Raw genomic sequence first — 15,831 nt, 5'->3', positions numbered from 1 at the left:
GGGCTCAAAAAAACGCCCGGCCTGTGAAGGTCGGGCGTTTTTGTTTGGGTAAACGCCGTCGGATTACTCGTGATCTTCGAGGTACTGCAAAGCCATCCTCTCCGTCGCCACCTTCACCGGCGGCAACAGATGCGGCGCCACCAGCATCATGATCTGGTACACCACCAGCCGCACTTCCCCTTCACGATCAAGAATCCGTTGATAGTCCAGCGAGAACAGCAAGGTCATGGTGATCTGCTCCACCAGTTGCCCCAGCGCCTGGGTGTCGCTGACCAGTTGCCCCGACGCTTTCAAGCGCGCCAGCAATGACGCGAGCGTACGCTTGAGCACGTTGAGAAACTGGCGAATGCCCTTGGCCAGTTTCGGCAGACGCCCGGCCAGGTTCGACAGGTCCTGGAACAGAAAACGGTACTGCGCCAGCCGTTCGACGATCAGGTGCAGGAACAGCCAGTAATCCTCCGGCGCCAGTTCAACATCGGCGGGCGGGTCGAGCAGCGGGGCGAGGTCGTTCTGGAAACGCTCGAACAACCCGAGAATCAGCGGTTCCTTGCCGTGGAAGTGGTAGTAGAGGTTGCCGGGGCTGATCCCCATCTCATTGGCAACCTCCATGGTGGAGACGTTCGGCTCGCCCTTTTCATTGAACAACTGCAGGGCACATTCGAGGATCCGTTCGCTTGTTTTCATCCAGTCTTCTTAAAAGGGCTTGAGTCAGTCAGCGCACACGCACATAGGTGCCGGGTGCCGCTTCCATCGGTGGGTAATTGGCGTTGCCGAGGGTCATCCGGGTTTCGTGCAGGGTGCCGGAGCGCTGCTGCACCCACTCCAGCCACTGCGGCCACCAACTGCCGTCGACTTTCTTGGCGTCGTAGTACCAGGCGCGCGGATCGCTGCTGAGCTTTCCGTTCTCGACGTAATGGGCTTTCGGGTTGCCCGGCGGGTTGAGGATGCTCTGCACGTGGCCGCTGTTGGACAGCACGAAGCGCCGCTCGCCGCCCAGCAACAGTGTCGAGCGATACACCGCGTCCCACGGCGTGATGTGGTCGTTCATGCCGGCCACGCTGAAGCTGTCGACCGTGACCTTCTGCAGGTCGATCGGCGTGCCGCACACTTCCAGGCCCCCCGGATGGGTCAACGGGTTGTGCTTGAAGAAGTCCAGAATGTCGCCGTGAAACGCGGCGGGCAGGCGGGTGCTGTCGTTGTTCCAGTAGAGAATGTCGAACGCCGGCGGCTCCTTGCCCAGCAGGTAGTTGTTGACGAAATAACTCCAGATCAGATCGTTGGGGCGCATCCAGGCGAACACCTTGGCCATGTCGCGACCGTCCAGCACGCCTTTCTGATAGGAGCGCCGCTTGGCCGCTTCGAGCGTTTGCTCATCGGCGAACAGGGTGGCCGGGGTGTTCATTTCACTGTCGAGCAGGCTCACCAGATAGGTGGCGCTGGAGACCCGCCGCAACTGCCGCTTGGCCTGCAGATGCCCTTGCAGCGCGGCGATGGTCAGCCCGCCGGCGCAGGCGCCCATCAGGTTGACCTCACGGGCGCCGGTGATCGCCCGGCAGATGTTCATCGCTTCTTCCACGGCTTCGACGTAGGTCGACAGGCCCCATTCACGATGGCGCACATCCGGGTTGCGCCAGCTGATCATGAAGGTCTGCAAGCCGTTCTTCAGCGCAAACTGGACGAAGCTGTTGCTCGGGCTGAGGTCGAAAATGTAGTACTTGTTGATTTGCGGCGGCACCACCAGCAACGGTTTCGAATACTGCTTCTCGCTCATCGGCCGGTACTGGATCAGCTCGAGCATTTCGTTGCGAAACACCACCGAGCCGGTGGTGGTGGCGACGGTCTTGCCGACTTCGAAAGCCTGTTTGGTGACCTGGCGTGGCAGGCCGTCGTTGTGCAGCAGATCATCAATCAGATGGCTGAGACCGCGCACCAGACTGTGGCCGCCGGAGTTGAACAGTTCTTTCACAGCCAGCGGATTGAGCAGGGTGTTGGAAGGCGCCACGGCGTCGTTGAGCAGGGTGAAGGCGAAATGCGCGCGGGCGCGGTCGTCGTCACTCATGCTGCTCTCGTCGATCCAGCTCTTGACCTGTTTCTGCCAGGCCAGATAAGCCTGCAGGCTGCGCCGGTAGAACGGGTTCAGGCTCCACGCCGGGTCGGCAAAGCGGCTGTCCTGCGGATTGGTCGGGTGCAGGGTTTCGCCGAGCAGCACGCGTCCGAGCGCACCTCCCAGCTTCAAGGCGTGTTTTGCACTGTGGATCGGATTGCGCAAGCCGTGGGCTGCCACGCTGCGCAAGGTCGAGATCAGGTCGCGGCCACGCAGACCGGTCATGGCACTCTGTGCATTGATGAACACGGCGGGGCTGGGCACGACGCCCGTCGCTGGTTTGTCACGCATGACTCAACACTCCTTCGTCTTCAGGCCAAAAACAAACACACCGAACCAGAACACCATAGACGCTGTTGCGGGTTGCTGCTTGCGCGGCCTCCTGCCACGCACCTGTCCAGACGCGCTGCAAAACGCTGTCCAGAAATCCGTGCCGGGACGGTTATCCGCCCAGCGGTGTCGGGTGCGGATGCATCACCGCACGCTGACGTTCCTCCTGGAGGAATTTCATGATGATCGGCGCCACCGCCTCGGCCCGGGTAATCAGGAACAGATGCCCGTCGTCGATGATGTGCAGCTGCGCGTTGGGGATGCGCCAGGCGAGCATGCGCATGTTGATCAGCGGGATCAGCGGATCGTCATCACCGGCCAGCACCAGGGTCGGCTGGTGGATCTTGTGCAGCCAGTGAATGCTGGTCCAGCCCAGGCCCGCGAACAGTTGCCAGTAGTAGCCGAGCTTGCCCGCCGAACGCACCTTCGCCGCATGGCTGGCGGCGAGTGTCGGGTCGCGGCGGAACGAGCCGCCGTAGATCATCGGGGCGATGCGGATCACATGGGACGGCTGGATATAGCGCCGTGGGCTGGCCATCATCCACAGCACTTTCGGCTTGCCAGGCACCATCACCGCACCGGCAGCGGTCGCCGCCAGCACCAGCTTTTTGCATCGCTCGGGATAGTCGTAGGCGAACTGTTGCGCCAGCGCGCCACCCCAGGACACGCCGATCACGTTGACCTGTCCGTAGTCGAGGTAATCGAGCATCCGCGCGGTGAGCTTCGCCAGCCCCGGAAAGCGATACGGCCGGCTCGGCGTCGAGGAACCGCCGACACCGGGCACGTCGAAGGCGATCACTTCAAGGTCCGGATCCAGCGCCGCGACAAAAGGAAACACCAGCTCCAGGTTGGCGCCGATGCCGTTGAATATCAGCAAGGGCGTCAAGTGAGGCTTGCCGGGGCGGACTGCCGTGCGGATGGTCTGGCCATCCAGCTCGACGGTTCGAAAGATGAACGGGTGCGGCATGCTTCAAGGCCCTGTGGGTCGCAAATTCTATGTTCCACCTCGAACCCTGTGGGAGCGGGCTTGCCCGCGATGACGGTGGCAGCTTCAGCCAATGTGTCGACTGAAATACCGTTATCGCGGCAAGTCGAACCGCCGCTCCCACAGTTTCTTCAGGTGTCAGTTACCGCTCGTGTACGTAAGTGCCCGGTGAAGCTTCGCCTGCCGGATACGCCTTGTTGCCCAGTTTCGTTGGCGCTTTCTTCAATTCGCCCGACCGCGCGGCCTGCCATGCCTGCCAGTACAGCCACCAGGAGTCGGCGTGCTTGGTCGAGTTCTCCTGCCAGTCATCGGCATTGGCGGTCATTTCATCGCTGGTCATGTAGCGCGATTTCGGGTTGCCCGGCGGGTTCAGAATGCTCTGGATATGCCCGCTGCTCGACAGCACGAATTCCACCTTGCCACCGAACAGCTGCGCCGACTTGTAGCAGGACTTCCACGGGGTGATGTGGTCGTTGGTGCCGGCCAGCGAGAAGATGTCGGCGGTCACCTGCTTGAGGTCGATCGGCGTGCCGCACACTTCCAGTGCATTGGGGCGAATCAGTGGGTTGTTTTTGAACATCTCGATCAGGTCGCCGTGGAACGCGGCCGGCAGTCGAGTCGTATCGTTGTTCCAGAACAGGATGTCGAACACCGGCGGCTCGTTGCCGAGCAGGTAGTTGTTGACCCAGTAGTTCCAGATCAGATCGTTGGGACGCATCCAGGCAAAGACTTTGGCCATGTCTTTGCCTTCGAGCACGCCGGCCTGATAGGAGTGTCGCTTGGCCATTTCCAGCGTCTGCTCGTCGACGAACAGTGCGACATCACTGTCGAGGGTGGTGTCGAGCACGCTGACCAGCAGGGTCAGGGCATTGACCTTGTTCTCGCCCGTGGCGGCATAGTGGCCGAGCAGGGCGGTGCAGGTGATGCCGCCGGAGCAGGCGCCAAGCATGTTGACGTCCTTGCTGCCGGTGATCGCGGTGACCACGTCGACCGCTTCCTTCAGGGCTTCGATGTAGGTCGAGAGGCCCCACTCGCGCTGTTCCTTGGTCGGGTTGCGCCAGCTGACGATGAAGGTCTGCACATTGTTGCGCAGGCAGAAGCGCGCCAGGCTCTTGTCCGGGCTCAGGTCGAATACGTAGAACTTGTTGATCTGCGGCGGCACCACCAGCAGCGGGCGCTCGTGCACTTGCTCGGTGATCGGCTTGTACTGGATCAGTTCCAGCACATCGTTGCGAAACACCACCGCGCCTTCGGTCACGCCCAGGCTCTTGCCGACCTCGAACGCGCCCATGTTGACCTGGCTCGGCATGCCGCCGTTGTGCACCAGATCCTTGGCCAGGTGCGAGAGGCCGTCGAGCAGGCTCTTGCCGCCGGTCTCGAAGAAGCGTTTGACTGCCGCCGGGTTGGCCGCCGTGTTGGTCGGGGCCATCGCCTCGGTCATCAGGTTGATCACGAAGTGGCCACGCGCGATGTCCTTGGGCGAGAGGCTGCTGTCGTCGATCCAGGCATGGAGTTCCTTGCGCCATGCCAGGTAAGTTTGCAGATAACGTTTGTACAGCGGGTTCTGACTCCACGCCGGATCGACGAAGCGACGGTCATCGCCCGCCGGTTGCAGGTCGGATTTGCCGAACAGCACGTTCTTCAGTTCGAGGCCGAACTGGGTGACGTGTTTGACACTATGGATCGGTTGTTTGATGGCCTGGGTCAGCACCATTCGAGCAGAGGCCAGCAGATCCTTTCCGCGTAGCCCAACGACAGGATTCAGCCCCAGGGTGTTCTCCGAGGCCTGGTACTTCAAATCATCGTTATTCTTGTTACTCATCTACGACGCTCCATTGTCCTGAGACGAGTACCCGGTTTTCTGCTGTGCAGTTCCACAGCCAATGCCAGGTACTACTGCTCGGGTGACCGTTGATTCTGCATAGCTGCTTTACAGTCGTAGAGCACTGCAGGGAACTTGCCAGTTCCATTGGTTACCCGAGATTGATTTTTTTCGCAAGCAGCCGATCCCGGGCCGCTTTAGCGGAGCATTCAAACAGATGAATCTAGAAAATGCCCTCTAAACAGTCCGAGGCGCGGACTAGAGCATCAGCTTGACGACGGACTGGTCCGGGTCGCGGGTTTTGCCGGCGGCTTTGAGTTCGGCCAGATAATCGGCCCAAAGTGCGTCATGACGTCGCCCCAGCTCGTACAGGTAATCCCAGGTGAACAGACCGCTGTCGTGACCGTCGTCGAAGGTCAGTTTCAGTGCGTACTGACCGGCCGGTTCTACCTTGGTCAGGCCGACGTGCAGCTTGCCGAATTGCAGGATCGGTTTGCCGTGGCCCTGGACCTCGGCGGAGGGGGAGTGCACGCGCAGGAATTCGGCGGGCAGGGTGTACTCCTCGCCGGACGCGTATTTGAGCGACAGGGTTTTCGAGGCTTTGTGCAGTTTGATGTCGGTGGGGAGTTGGGTCATTGCCGGCGTTCCGTCAGGTGAAAAAAATTGTGGGAGCCGATGGCTCCCACAGTTTCACGACCACTGTAAGTATGGCTTACAGGATATAACGGGACAGGTCTTCGTTCTGCGCCAATTCGCCCAGGTGGCTGTTGACGTACTCGGCGTCGATCTGGATCGCCTTGTCGTCATGGGCGCTGGCCAGATCGCCGGCACTGAACGACACCTCTTCCAGCAGACGCTCGAGCAGCGTGTGCAGGCGACGGGCACCGATGTTCTCGGTCTTCTCGTTGACCTGCCAGGCGATTTCCGCCAGACGCTTGATGCCTTCCGGCTGGAACCGGATGTTCAGGCCTTCGGTTTTCAGCAAAGCGCAGTATTGCTCGGTGAGCGAGGCATGCGGTTCGCTGAGGATGCGTTCGAAGTCCTGCGGGCTCAGGGCCTTGAGTTCGACGCGGATCGGCAGACGACCTTGCAGTTCCGGCACCAGATCGCTCGGCTTGCTCAGGTGGAACGCACCGGAGGCGATGAACAGGATGTGGTCGGTCTTGACCATGCCCAGCTTGGTGTTGACGGTGCAGCCTTCGATCAGCGGCAGCAGGTCACGTTGCACGCCTTCGCGGGACACGTCAGCGCCGCCGACATTGCCGCGCTTGGCGACCTTGTCGATCTCGTCGATGAACACGATGCCGTGCTGCTCGACTGCTTCCAGGGCCTTGGCCTTCAACTCTTCTTCGTTGACCAGGCGACCGGCTTCTTCGTCGCGTACCAGTTTCAGCGCTTCCTTGACCTTGAGCTTGCGGGCCTTCTTCTTGCCCTTGCCCATGTTGGCGAACAGGTTCTGCAACTGGTTGGTCATTTCTTCCATGCCCGGAGGCGTGGCGATTTCGATGCCGGCCATTTCGGCGACTTCGATCTCGATTTCCTTGTCGTCCAGCTGACCTTCGCGCAGGCGCTTGCGGAACAGTTGGCGAGTGTTGGAATCCTGGGTCGGCGCTTCTTCATTGCTGAAGCCCATGCGTGCCGGCGGCAGCAGGGCGTCGAGAATACGGTCCTCGGCGGCGTCTTCGGCACGGTGGCGAACGCGGGTCATTTCCTGCTCGCGCAGCATCTTGATCGCGGCGTCGGCCAGATCACGGATGATCGATTCGACGTCACGGCCGACGTAGCCGACTTCGGTGAACTTGGTCGCTTCGACCTTGATGAACGGCGCGTTGGCCAGTTTGGCCAGGCGACGGGCGATCTCGGTTTTACCGACACCGGTCGGGCCGATCATCAGGATGTTCTTCGGGGTCACTTCAACGCGCAGCTCTTCAGGCAACTGCATGCGGCGCCAGCGGTTGCGCAGGGCAATCGCGACGGCGCGTTTGGCATCGTCCTGGCCGATGATGTGGCGGTTGAGTTCGTGGACGATTTCGCGGGGAGTCATGGACATAATAATTGACGGTCCTCAAGCAGAAACAAGCCGTGGCACAGGGGCCGCGTCAGGCTCATTCAGCGAGATCCTGCTCCTCAATGGTCTGGGTGTGGTTGGTGAATACACAGATGTCGCCGGCGATGCCGAGAGCGGTCTCGACGATTTCGCGGGCCGACAGGTCGGTCTTCTTCAGCAGAGCGCTGGCGGCGGCTTGCGCGTAGGCGCCACCGGAACCCATGGCGATCAGGCCGTCTTCGGGTTCGACCACGTCACCGTTGCCGGTGATGATCAGCGAGGCGTCCTTGTTGGCGACCGCGAGCATCGCTTCGAGGCGGCTCAGGGAGCGGTCGGTGCGCCATTCTTTGGCGAGTTCGACGGCGGCGCGGATCAGGTGGCCCTGGTGTTTTTCAAGCTGGCCTTCGAAGCGTTCGAACAGGGTGAAGGCGTCGGCGGTGGCACCGGCGAAACCGGCGATGACTTCGCCGTGGTACAGGCGGCGAACTTTCTTCGCGTTGCCTTTCATCACGGTGTTGCCGAGAGAAACCTGGCCGTCGCCGCCCATGACGACTTTGCCGTGGCGGCGGACTGAAACGATGGTGGTCAAGGGAAGAGTCTCCACACTGCGGGGCGAAAATGCCTTATGCCCATTCATATGGGGGTGGTGGAGAGGATTTCAACTGCGGGGCGGGAGAGGGGACGAGCGGTGCTTTGTACATGATCGGTCCCACGCAGAACGACATGATCGTTCCCACGCTCCGCGTGGGAATGCCTCAATGGACGCTCCGCGTCCCCGCGGCAAGGGACGCGGAGCGTCCCGGGCTGCATTCCCACGCGGAGCGTGGGAACGATCAGTGGGAAGTTGTTAGCGGCTCTGGCGTTGTTGTAACAACAGGTTGCTGAAGCCGGCGCCCGCCAGTTGTTTCTGGGCGGTGGTCAGTTGTTCGCGGTTGCTGAACGGGCCGACCAGTACGCGATACCAGGTTTCATCCTTGACCGTCCCGGACTCAACCGCGACCGCCTGACCGAGCAGAATGATCTGCGCGCGGACCTTGTCGGCATCCGTCTCTTTGCGGAACGAGCCGGCTTGCAGGAAGAACTTGGTCACCGGTGCAGCCTTCGTCACTGGTGGCGCTGGCGGTGGGGTGATCCCGGCCAGTGCAGCCTGTGCCCGTGCGGTGTCGATCTTCGCCGCTTCCGCCGGGGTCACCGGCGTGGTCGGGATTGCCGGCACTTGTGGCGTCGGCAGGGTTTTCTCCGGCACCGCGTCCGGCGGCACGATCACTTCCGATTCCGGCAGCAGGGTGTAGAAGTCGTACTTCGGCTTCACCGGTTGCGTCGGGCTCGGCGGGGTCTTGTTGGCCTCGGCGATCTTGCTGGCTTTCTGTTGTTGCTGTTGCTCGACCTTCTCGCGCTTGACCGTGTCGCTGCCCTTGCCCGGCTCCAGTTTCATCAGAAACACGATGAACGCGCCGACCGTCAGGCCGATGGCCATCCACAGCCAACCCGGAATCGGCTGCTTTGCTGGAGCTTGGTAACGGCTGGCGCCACGCTTGGGTGCAGGTTTTTTCTTGGCAGCCAACTTACATGCGCTCCAGGGTTTCCAGGCCGAGCAGTTCCAGGCCTTGCTTGAGGGTACGGCCGGTCAGCGCGGCAAGGCGCAGACGGCTTTGCATTTGTGCCGGGGTGTCGGCGGTGAGGATCGGGCAGTTCTCGTAGAAGCTGGAGAACAGGCCGGCCACCTCGTACAGGTAGGTGCACAGGGTGTGTGGCGTGCCCTTTTCCGCAACGTTGTTCAGCACTTCACCGAACTGCGCCAGTTTGGCTGCCAGATCGTGTTCCTGGGGCGCTTCGAGGACGATCTGGCCATCGACTTCGCTGTATTCCTTTTCAAGCTTGCGGAACACACCGGCCACGCGGGTGTAGGCGTACAGCAGGTACGGGGCGGTGTTGCCTTCGAGGTTCAGCATCTGGTCGAAGTTGAAGCTGTAGTCGCTGGTGCGGTGTTTCGACAGGTCGGCGTATTTCACCGCGCCGATGCCGACCACTTTGGCGATCGCGCGCAGTTCGTCTTCGGCCAGTGTCGGGTTCTTTTCCTTCACCAGGCTGTAGGCGCGTTCCTGCGCTTCGGTCAGCAGGTCGATCAGCTTCACGGTGCCGCCGTCACGGGTCTTGAACGGACGGCCGTCGGCGCCGTTCATGGTGCCGAAGCCCATGTGCTCCATTTCCATCGGATGGGTCACGAAACCGGCCTTGCGCGCCACGGCGAACACTTGCTGGAAGTGCAGGGCCTGACGCTGGTCGACGAAGTACAGCGCACGGTCGGCCTTCAGCTTGCCGCTGCGATAACGCACGGCCGCCAGGTCGGTGGTGGCGTACAGGTAGCCGCCGTCGGCCTTGACGATGATCACCGGCAGCGGCTCGCCTTCGGCGTTCTTGAATTCGTCGAGGAACACGCACTGGGCGCCGTTACTCTCGACCAGCATGCCGGCGGCTTTCAGGTCGTTGACCACGTTGATCAGGTCGTCGTTGTAGGCGCTTTCGCCCATCACGTCGGCCATGGTCAGTTTGACGTTGAGCAGTTCATAGATCTTCTGGCAGTGCGACAGCGAGATATCCTTGAACTTGGTCCACAGCGCCAGGCATTCAGCGTCGCCGGCCTGCAACTTGACCACCAGACCACGGGCGCGGTCGGCGAATTCCGGGGATTCGTCGAAGCGTTGCTTGGCGGCGCGGTAGAAGTTTTCCAGGTCCGACAGCTCGTCGCTGGTGATCGGGTTTTCCTGCAGGTACGCCATCAACATGCCGAACTGGGTGCCCCAGTCGCCAACGTGGTTCTGACGGATCACGGTGTCGCCGAGGAATTCGAGTACCCGCGCCACACCGTCGCCAATGATGGTCGAGCGCAGGTGGCCGACGTGCATCTCTTTGGCCAGGTTCGGTGCCGACAGGTCGACCACGGTGCGTTGTGCCGGGCCGGCCTTGCGCACGCCGACGTGAGCGTCGGCCAGAGCCGCGTCGAGGCGCGAGGCCAGCGCCTGGGTGTTCTGGAAGAAATTGATGAAGCCAGGACCGGCGATTTCGGCCTTGGTGACGTTCTCGTCAGCCGGCAGGGCGGCGATGATTTTTTCCGCCAGGTCGCGTGGCTTCATGCCCGCAGGCTTGGCCAGCATCATCGCGATGTTGCTGGCGAAGTCGCCGTGGGTCTTGTCCCGGGCGTTTTCCACCTGGATCGCCGGCGTCAGGCCTTCAGGCAACACACCTTCGTTGACGAGTTGGGTGAGGGCTTGTTGGATCAGCTGGCGAATGGTGTCTTTCATGGTCTTCTCTTTCGACCGCAAGCGCGGCGGCGCATCGATGCGCGGGTGGAAAAACTGGGCATTATCCGTTGCGAAGACGGGCTTGCCAACCTTAGCAGGCAGGATGTGGATGTGTGGTGACAATTCGTCAGCCATCGCTGGCAAGCCAGCCCCCACAAGAGCGACACAATTCGCCTGTGGGAGCTGGCTTGCCAGCGATAGCGATCGATCAATCAATACAAGTCGACGGGGTCGACATCCAGCGACCAGCGCACCGCCCGGCCGCTTGGCATCTGCTCCAGCACCAGCAGCCAGCTCGCCAGCAGTCGGTGTAGCGGCGCCCGGGCCGTGGCCTGTAACAGAAGCTGCGCGCGGAAACGCCCGGCCCGGCGTTCCATCGGCGCCGGCACGGGTCCCAGCAGTTCAATGCCGGTCAGGCTCTGTTCGGCCAGCAAGCGCTCGGCCTCGCTGCAGGCTTCATCAAGAAAGCCTTCGGCCTGCCCCGGCTTGTGCGCTTCGGCGCGCAACAGCGCCAGATGCGCGAACGGCGGCAGGCCGGCGGCGCGGCGTTCGCTCAGGGCCTGTTCGGCGAAGGCGAAGTAACCCTGCTCGGTCAGTTGCACCAACAAAGGATGGTCGGCGAGGTGGGTCTGGATGATCACCTTGCCCGGTTCCTCCGCACGCCCGGCGCGCCCGGCAACCTGCACGATCAGCTGCGCCATGCGCTCGCTGGCGCGGAAGTCGCCGGAGAACAGACCGCCGTCGGCATCGAGGATCGACACCAGCGTCACCCGAGGGAAATGGTGCCCCTTGGCCAACATCTGGGTGCCGACCAGAATGCACGGCTGACCTTTCTGGATCGTGGTGAACAACTGGTTCATCGCGTCCTTGCGCGACGTGCTGTCCCGGTCGACGCGCAACACCGGATAGTCCGGGAACAGAATCGCCAGCCGTTCCTCGGCCCGCTCGGTGCCGGCGCCCACGGGGCGCAGATCGACCTTGTTGCACTTCGGGCATTGGCGCGGCACGCGCTCCACGTAACCGCAGTGGTGGCAGCGCAACTCGCCGTAGCGCTGGTGCACGGTCATCCGCGCATCGCAGCGCTGGCATTCGGACATCCAGCCGCAGTCATGGCACAGCAGAGTCGGGGCAAAGCCGCGACGGTTGAGGAACACCAATACCTGCTGGCCGGCGGCGAGGGTCTGGCCGATGGCTTGCTGCATCGGACCGGAAATGCCGCTGTCCAGTGGACGGCTTTTCACATCCAAGCGCAGGAAGCGTGGCTGCTTGGCGCCACCGGCCCGCTCGTTCAGGCGTAGGAGTCCGTAGCGGCCGGTGTAGGCGTTGTGCAGGCTTTCCAGCGATGGCGTCGCCGAGCCGAGCACGATCGGGATGTTTTCCTGCCGCGCCCGCACCAGCGCCAGATCCCGCGCGTGGTAGCGCAGGCCTTCCTGCTGTTTATAGGAGCCGTCGTGTTCTTCGTCGATGATGATCAGACCCGGATTCTTCATCGGGGTGAACAGCGCCGAGCGGGTGCCAATAATAATGTCGGCCTCGCCGTCACGGGCGGCGAGCCACGCGTCCAGACGATCACGGTCGTTGACCGCCGAGTGCAGCAAGGCGATGCGGGCGTTGAAGCGTTGCTCGAAGCGGGCGAGGGTCTGCGGGCCGAGGTTGATCTCCGGGATCAGCACCAGCGCCTGTTTGCCGGCCTCAAGGGTTTCGCGGATCAGCTGCAAATAGACTTCGGTCTTGCCGCTGCCGGTGACCCCGGCCAGCAGGAACGCGTGATAACTGTCGAACCCGGCGCGAATCGCCTCGTACGCGGCGCGCTGTTCGCTGTTGAGCGGCAGCTCGGGCTGGGCCCGCCAGTGTTCATGGCGTGCGCCGGGGGCGTGGCGGCGCACTTCGACCTGCACCAGATCCTTGGCCAACAGCAGATCGAGGCTGTCTTTGCTCAGCATCAATTTGCTCAGCAACTGATGGGCCACGCCGTGAGGGTGCTGGGCCAAAGTCGCCAGGGCTTCACGCTGGCGCGGGGCGCGGGCGATGCGCGGGTCATCGAGGCTGGCGCCGGGAGCGGCGGACCAGAAGCGTTCCTGCCGAACCTCGGCCAGTTCGCCCTGGCGCAGCAGCACCGGCAGCGCCCAGCTCAGGGTGTCGCCGAGGCTGTGCTGATAATACTGCGCCGTCCACAGGCACAGCTTGAACAGCGCCGGCGGTAGCGGAGCGGTGGCGTCGAGCAGCGCCAGTGCCGGTTTGAGCTTCTCCACTGGCACTTCACTGGTGTCATTGACCTCCACCAGAATCCCGATCATCTCCCGTCGGCCGAACGGCACCCGCAGGCGCATGCCCGGTTGCAACTGCGAACGCAGCACGCCGGCCGGGGCCCGATAGTCGAACAGGCGGCGCAGGGGCGAAGGCAGGGCGAGGCGCAGAATGGCGTCGGGCACGCGGGATCTCGATTAGAAGCTAACAAGCAGCAGGGATGAGGTTTGGGACGGGAGCCTAGCAGACGGTCGGTCTCAGTGACAGCTTGCGTGATCGGGATTGTCTGGTAGAATCCGCGGCCTAATTACGTGCGGTATTCAACAATCGTGTTGGATGGCGGCACGCCAGCTGAGGAAAACACCATGAAAGCCGATATCCACCCGAATTACCCAGAAGTTGCAGTAACTTGCAGCTGCGGCAACAAGTTCGAAACCCGTTCGACCTTTGGCAAAGCCCTGGCGATCGACGTTTGCAACGAGTGCCACCCGTTCTACACCGGTAAGCAGAAGACTCTGGACACCGGTGGTCGCGTTCAGAAGTTCGCCGACCGTTTCGGTGCTTTCGGCGCGAAAAAGGCCTAAGGCCCTTCATTCTGGAAAACCTCAGCGGCTTTTCCGGTCTGATGAAAAAGGCGTCCCTTGCGGGCGCCTTTTTTGTGTCCGCGATTTGGCTCTCCGCCGCCCAGGCCTTGTGCCCGGCGCCGACCGGGCTGGACAGCGCCACGGTGCAGCGCGTGGTCGACGGCGACACCCTGCGTCTGAGCGACGGGCGCAATGTGCGGATGATCGGCCTCAATACGCCCGAACTCGGCAAGCAGGGTCGTAGCGACGAGCCGCTTGCGGTGGCTGCGCGCAAGCGCCTCGAAGCCCTGGTCGCCGAGAGCGGCGGGCGGGTCGGCCTGCGACTCGGCGCCGAGTCCAAGGACCGTTACGGCCGCACCCTGGCCCATGTTTTCAGCGCCAGGGGTGAGAATCTCGAAGCGCAGATGCTCGCCGATGGCCTCGGTTTCCAGGTCGCGGTGGCGCCGAATGTCGATCTGGTCGATTGCCAGCAAGCTGCCGAACGCCGCGCGCGGCAGGCCGGGCTCGGCCTGTGGAAGCGCTCACCTGTACTGAAAGCGGAGCAGATCGAGCGCTCGGGTTTCGCGCTGGTCAGCGGTCGTGTGAGCAAGGTTCAACGCAATCGCGGCGGAATCTGGATCGAGTTGCAGGACAAGCTTGTACTGCGTGTTGCACCCAATCTGCTTGATCGCTTCGACGCAGCCTCTCTGCAGGCGTTGAAGGGCAAGCAGATCGAGGCCCGTGGCTGGGTGGTCGACCGTTCCCGGCGCGGTGGACTGAAATCAGGTCAGGCGCGCTGGCTGTTGCCGCTGACCGATCCTTCGATGCTCCAGCCGTCCCGTTGAATAAAAAGTTGTAGACATTTTTTCTGTCGATTGTGAACAGTCTAACCCTTGTGCGCCGTGGCTCTTGGCCCAAAGTCTTAGGGCAGGGCGCTTGACAGGGGTGACCGGGCAGTCTTGTGGGGACTTTGCGAGGCGCGTATCCTCGCTGACCAGTCTGTCCAACAGTAAAAAGCGGAATGCCAAAATGTCTGATCTGAAAACTGCCGCTCTCGAATATCATGCCAATCCTCGTCCAGGAAAGCTGAGTGTCGAGCTCACCAAGGCCACTGCTACCGCCCGCGACCTGTCGCTGGCCTACAGCCCCGGCGTAGCTGAACCAGTGCGCGAGATCGCCCGCGATCCTGAACTGGCCTACAAGTACACCGGCAAGGGCAACCTGGTTGCAGTCATTTCCGATGGCACCGCGATTCTGGGCCTGGGTAACCTCGGCCCACTGGCTTCCAAGCCAGTGATGGAAGGTAAAGGCGTGCTGTTCAAGCGCTTCGCCGGCATTGACGTCTTCGACATCGAAGTCGACTCCGAAAGCCCGCAAGCCTTCATCGACACCGTAAAACGCATTTCCATCACCTTCGGCGGCATCAACCTGGAAGACATCAAGGCGCCTGAGTGCTTTGAAATCGAACGCGCGCTGATCGAGCAGTGCGACATTCCGGTCTTCCACGATGACCAGCACGGCACCGCGATCGTGACCGCTGCGGGCATGATCAACGCCCTGGAAATCGCTGGCAAAACCCTGGCCGACGCCAAGATCGTCTGCCTGGGCGCTGGCGCCGCCGCCATCTCCTGCATGAAATTGCTGGTGAGCATGGGCGCCAAGGTCGAAAACATCTTCATGGTTGACCGTACCGGCGTTATCCACGCTGGCCGTGACGACCTGAACCAGTACAAGGCTGTGTTCGCTCACCCTACCGAGAAACGCACCCTGGACGACGCCATCGAAGGTGCTGACGTATTCGTCGGCCTGTCGGGTCCAAACCTGCTGAGCGCCGAGCAACTCAAGCGCATGGCGGCCAACCCGATCGTCTTCGCCTGCTCCAACCCGGATCCGGAAATCTCCCCGGAACTGGCTCATGCCACCCGTAACGATGTGATCATGGCCACCGGCCGTTCGGACTACCCGAACCAGGTCAACAACGTACTGGGCTTCCCGTTCATCTTCCGTGGTGCCCTGGACGTTCGCGCCAAGCGCATCAACGAAGAAATGAAGATCGCTGCCGCCAACGCCCTGCGCGAACTGGCCAAGCTGCCGGTTCCTCAGGAAGTGTGCGACGCCTACGGCGGTATCTCCCTGGAATTCGGTCGTGAGTACATCATTCCGAAGCCAATGGACAAGCGCCTGATCACCGTGATCTCCGACGCCGTGGCCAAGGCCGCGATCGAGACTGGTGTGGCGACCCTGCCATATCCGAAGAACTACCCGCTGAAAAGCGTGGATGACGTGTTCAACGGCTAAGCCGTTGTAGCGCTTCAGCCGAAAGCCCCGGTTCGTGAGAGTCGGGGCTTTTTTGTGCCTGTTGATTTTGGGGTGATCTTTAGGGCCTCTTCGCGGGCAAGCCCGCTCCCACAGGGTTTTGTGGCGTTCACAA

The 15,831-nt window shown here is 62.0% G+C and carries 13 protein-coding genes; 3 read left to right on the top strand and 10 right to left on the bottom strand.

What is annotated here, in order from left to right; all coding sequences use genetic code 11:
* Nucleotides 1-63: 63 nt before the first annotated feature.
* The 10 genes from CAF77_RS10335 to CAF77_RS10285 all read right to left on the bottom strand — a co-directional run bounded on the left by CAF77_RS10335 (nt 64) and on the right by CAF77_RS10285 (nt 13,022).
* Nucleotides 64-684, bottom strand: a complete 621-nt coding sequence (locus CAF77_RS10335; protein ID WP_007952414.1) for a TetR/AcrR family transcriptional regulator — start codon at nt 682-684, stop codon at nt 64-66.
* Nucleotides 685-712: 28 nt separating this feature from the next.
* Complete coding sequence (gene phaC / locus CAF77_RS10330) at nt 713-2,395, bottom strand: class II poly(R)-hydroxyalkanoic acid synthase (RefSeq protein WP_011332066.1); 1,683 nt, start codon at nt 2,393-2,395, stop codon at nt 713-715.
* 151 nt (nt 2,396-2,546) lie between these two features.
* A complete protein-coding gene (phaZ, locus tag CAF77_RS10325; RefSeq protein WP_007952412.1) occupies nt 2,547-3,401 on the bottom strand; it encodes a poly(3-hydroxyalkanoate) depolymerase in 855 nt (284 codons plus the stop codon).
* Nucleotides 3,402-3,561: 160 nt separating this feature from the next.
* A complete protein-coding gene (gene phaC / locus CAF77_RS10320; RefSeq protein ID WP_011332067.1) occupies nt 3,562-5,241 on the bottom strand; it encodes a class II poly(R)-hydroxyalkanoic acid synthase in 1,680 nt (559 codons plus the stop codon).
* Nucleotides 5,242-5,499: 258 nt separating this feature from the next.
* Nucleotides 5,500-5,877 (bottom strand): gamma-butyrobetaine hydroxylase-like domain-containing protein, encoded by a 378-nt coding sequence (locus CAF77_RS10315; RefSeq protein WP_011332068.1) that lies wholly within the window; start codon nt 5,875-5,877, stop codon nt 5,500-5,502.
* A 76-nt stretch (nt 5,878-5,953) separates the two neighbouring features.
* The gene (gene hslU / locus CAF77_RS10310) at nt 5,954-7,291 is read right to left on the bottom strand and encodes an ATP-dependent protease ATPase subunit HslU (protein ID WP_085654417.1); all 1,338 of its coding nucleotides are present in this window, start codon (nt 7,289-7,291) and stop codon (nt 5,954-5,956) included.
* A gap of 55 nt (nt 7,292-7,346) precedes the next feature.
* Nucleotides 7,347-7,877, bottom strand: a complete 531-nt coding sequence (hslV, locus tag CAF77_RS10305; RefSeq protein ID WP_039772440.1) for an ATP-dependent protease subunit HslV — start codon at nt 7,875-7,877, stop codon at nt 7,347-7,349.
* A gap of 258 nt (nt 7,878-8,135) precedes the next feature.
* Nucleotides 8,136-8,852 carry an SPOR domain-containing protein gene (locus CAF77_RS10295; protein WP_039772438.1) on the bottom strand — a complete coding sequence of 239 codons (717 nt, stop codon included), beginning with the start codon at nt 8,850-8,852 and terminating at the stop codon, nt 8,136-8,138.
* Nucleotide 8,853: 1 nt separating this feature from the next.
* Nucleotides 8,854-10,590 (bottom strand): arginine--tRNA ligase, encoded by a 1,737-nt coding sequence (gene argS, locus CAF77_RS10290; protein WP_064382831.1) that lies wholly within the window; start codon nt 10,588-10,590, stop codon nt 8,854-8,856.
* 212 nt (nt 10,591-10,802) lie between these two features.
* Nucleotides 10,803-13,022: a primosomal protein N' gene (locus CAF77_RS10285; protein WP_085654416.1), complete on the bottom strand. Its 2,220-nt coding sequence runs from the start codon at nt 13,020-13,022 to the stop codon at nt 10,803-10,805.
* A gap of 180 nt (nt 13,023-13,202) precedes the next feature.
* On the opposite strand from CAF77_RS10285, the gene rpmE reads away from it, so the two are divergent.
* The 3 genes from rpmE to CAF77_RS10270 all read left to right on the top strand — a co-directional run bounded on the left by rpmE (nt 13,203) and on the right by CAF77_RS10270 (nt 15,698).
* Nucleotides 13,203-13,421, top strand: coding sequence for a 50S ribosomal protein L31 (gene rpmE / locus CAF77_RS10280; protein WP_007952398.1), 219 nt, complete (start codon nt 13,203-13,205; stop codon nt 13,419-13,421).
* A gap of 41 nt (nt 13,422-13,462) precedes the next feature.
* A complete protein-coding gene (locus tag CAF77_RS10275; RefSeq protein ID WP_085654415.1) occupies nt 13,463-14,245 on the top strand; it encodes a thermonuclease family protein in 783 nt (260 codons plus the stop codon).
* Nucleotides 14,246-14,429: 184 nt separating this feature from the next.
* A complete protein-coding gene (locus CAF77_RS10270) occupies nt 14,430-15,698 on the top strand; it encodes a malic enzyme-like NAD(P)-binding protein (RefSeq protein ID WP_007952395.1) in 1,269 nt (422 codons plus the stop codon).
* The last annotated feature ends 133 nt before the right edge of the window (nt 15,699-15,831 follow it).

Source organism: Pseudomonas sp. R15(2017), from assembly GCF_002112685.1.
GTDB lineage: Bacteria > Pseudomonadota > Gammaproteobacteria > Pseudomonadales > Pseudomonadaceae > Aquipseudomonas > Aquipseudomonas glycinae.
This window is presented reverse-complemented; position numbering and strand designations above follow the sequence as displayed.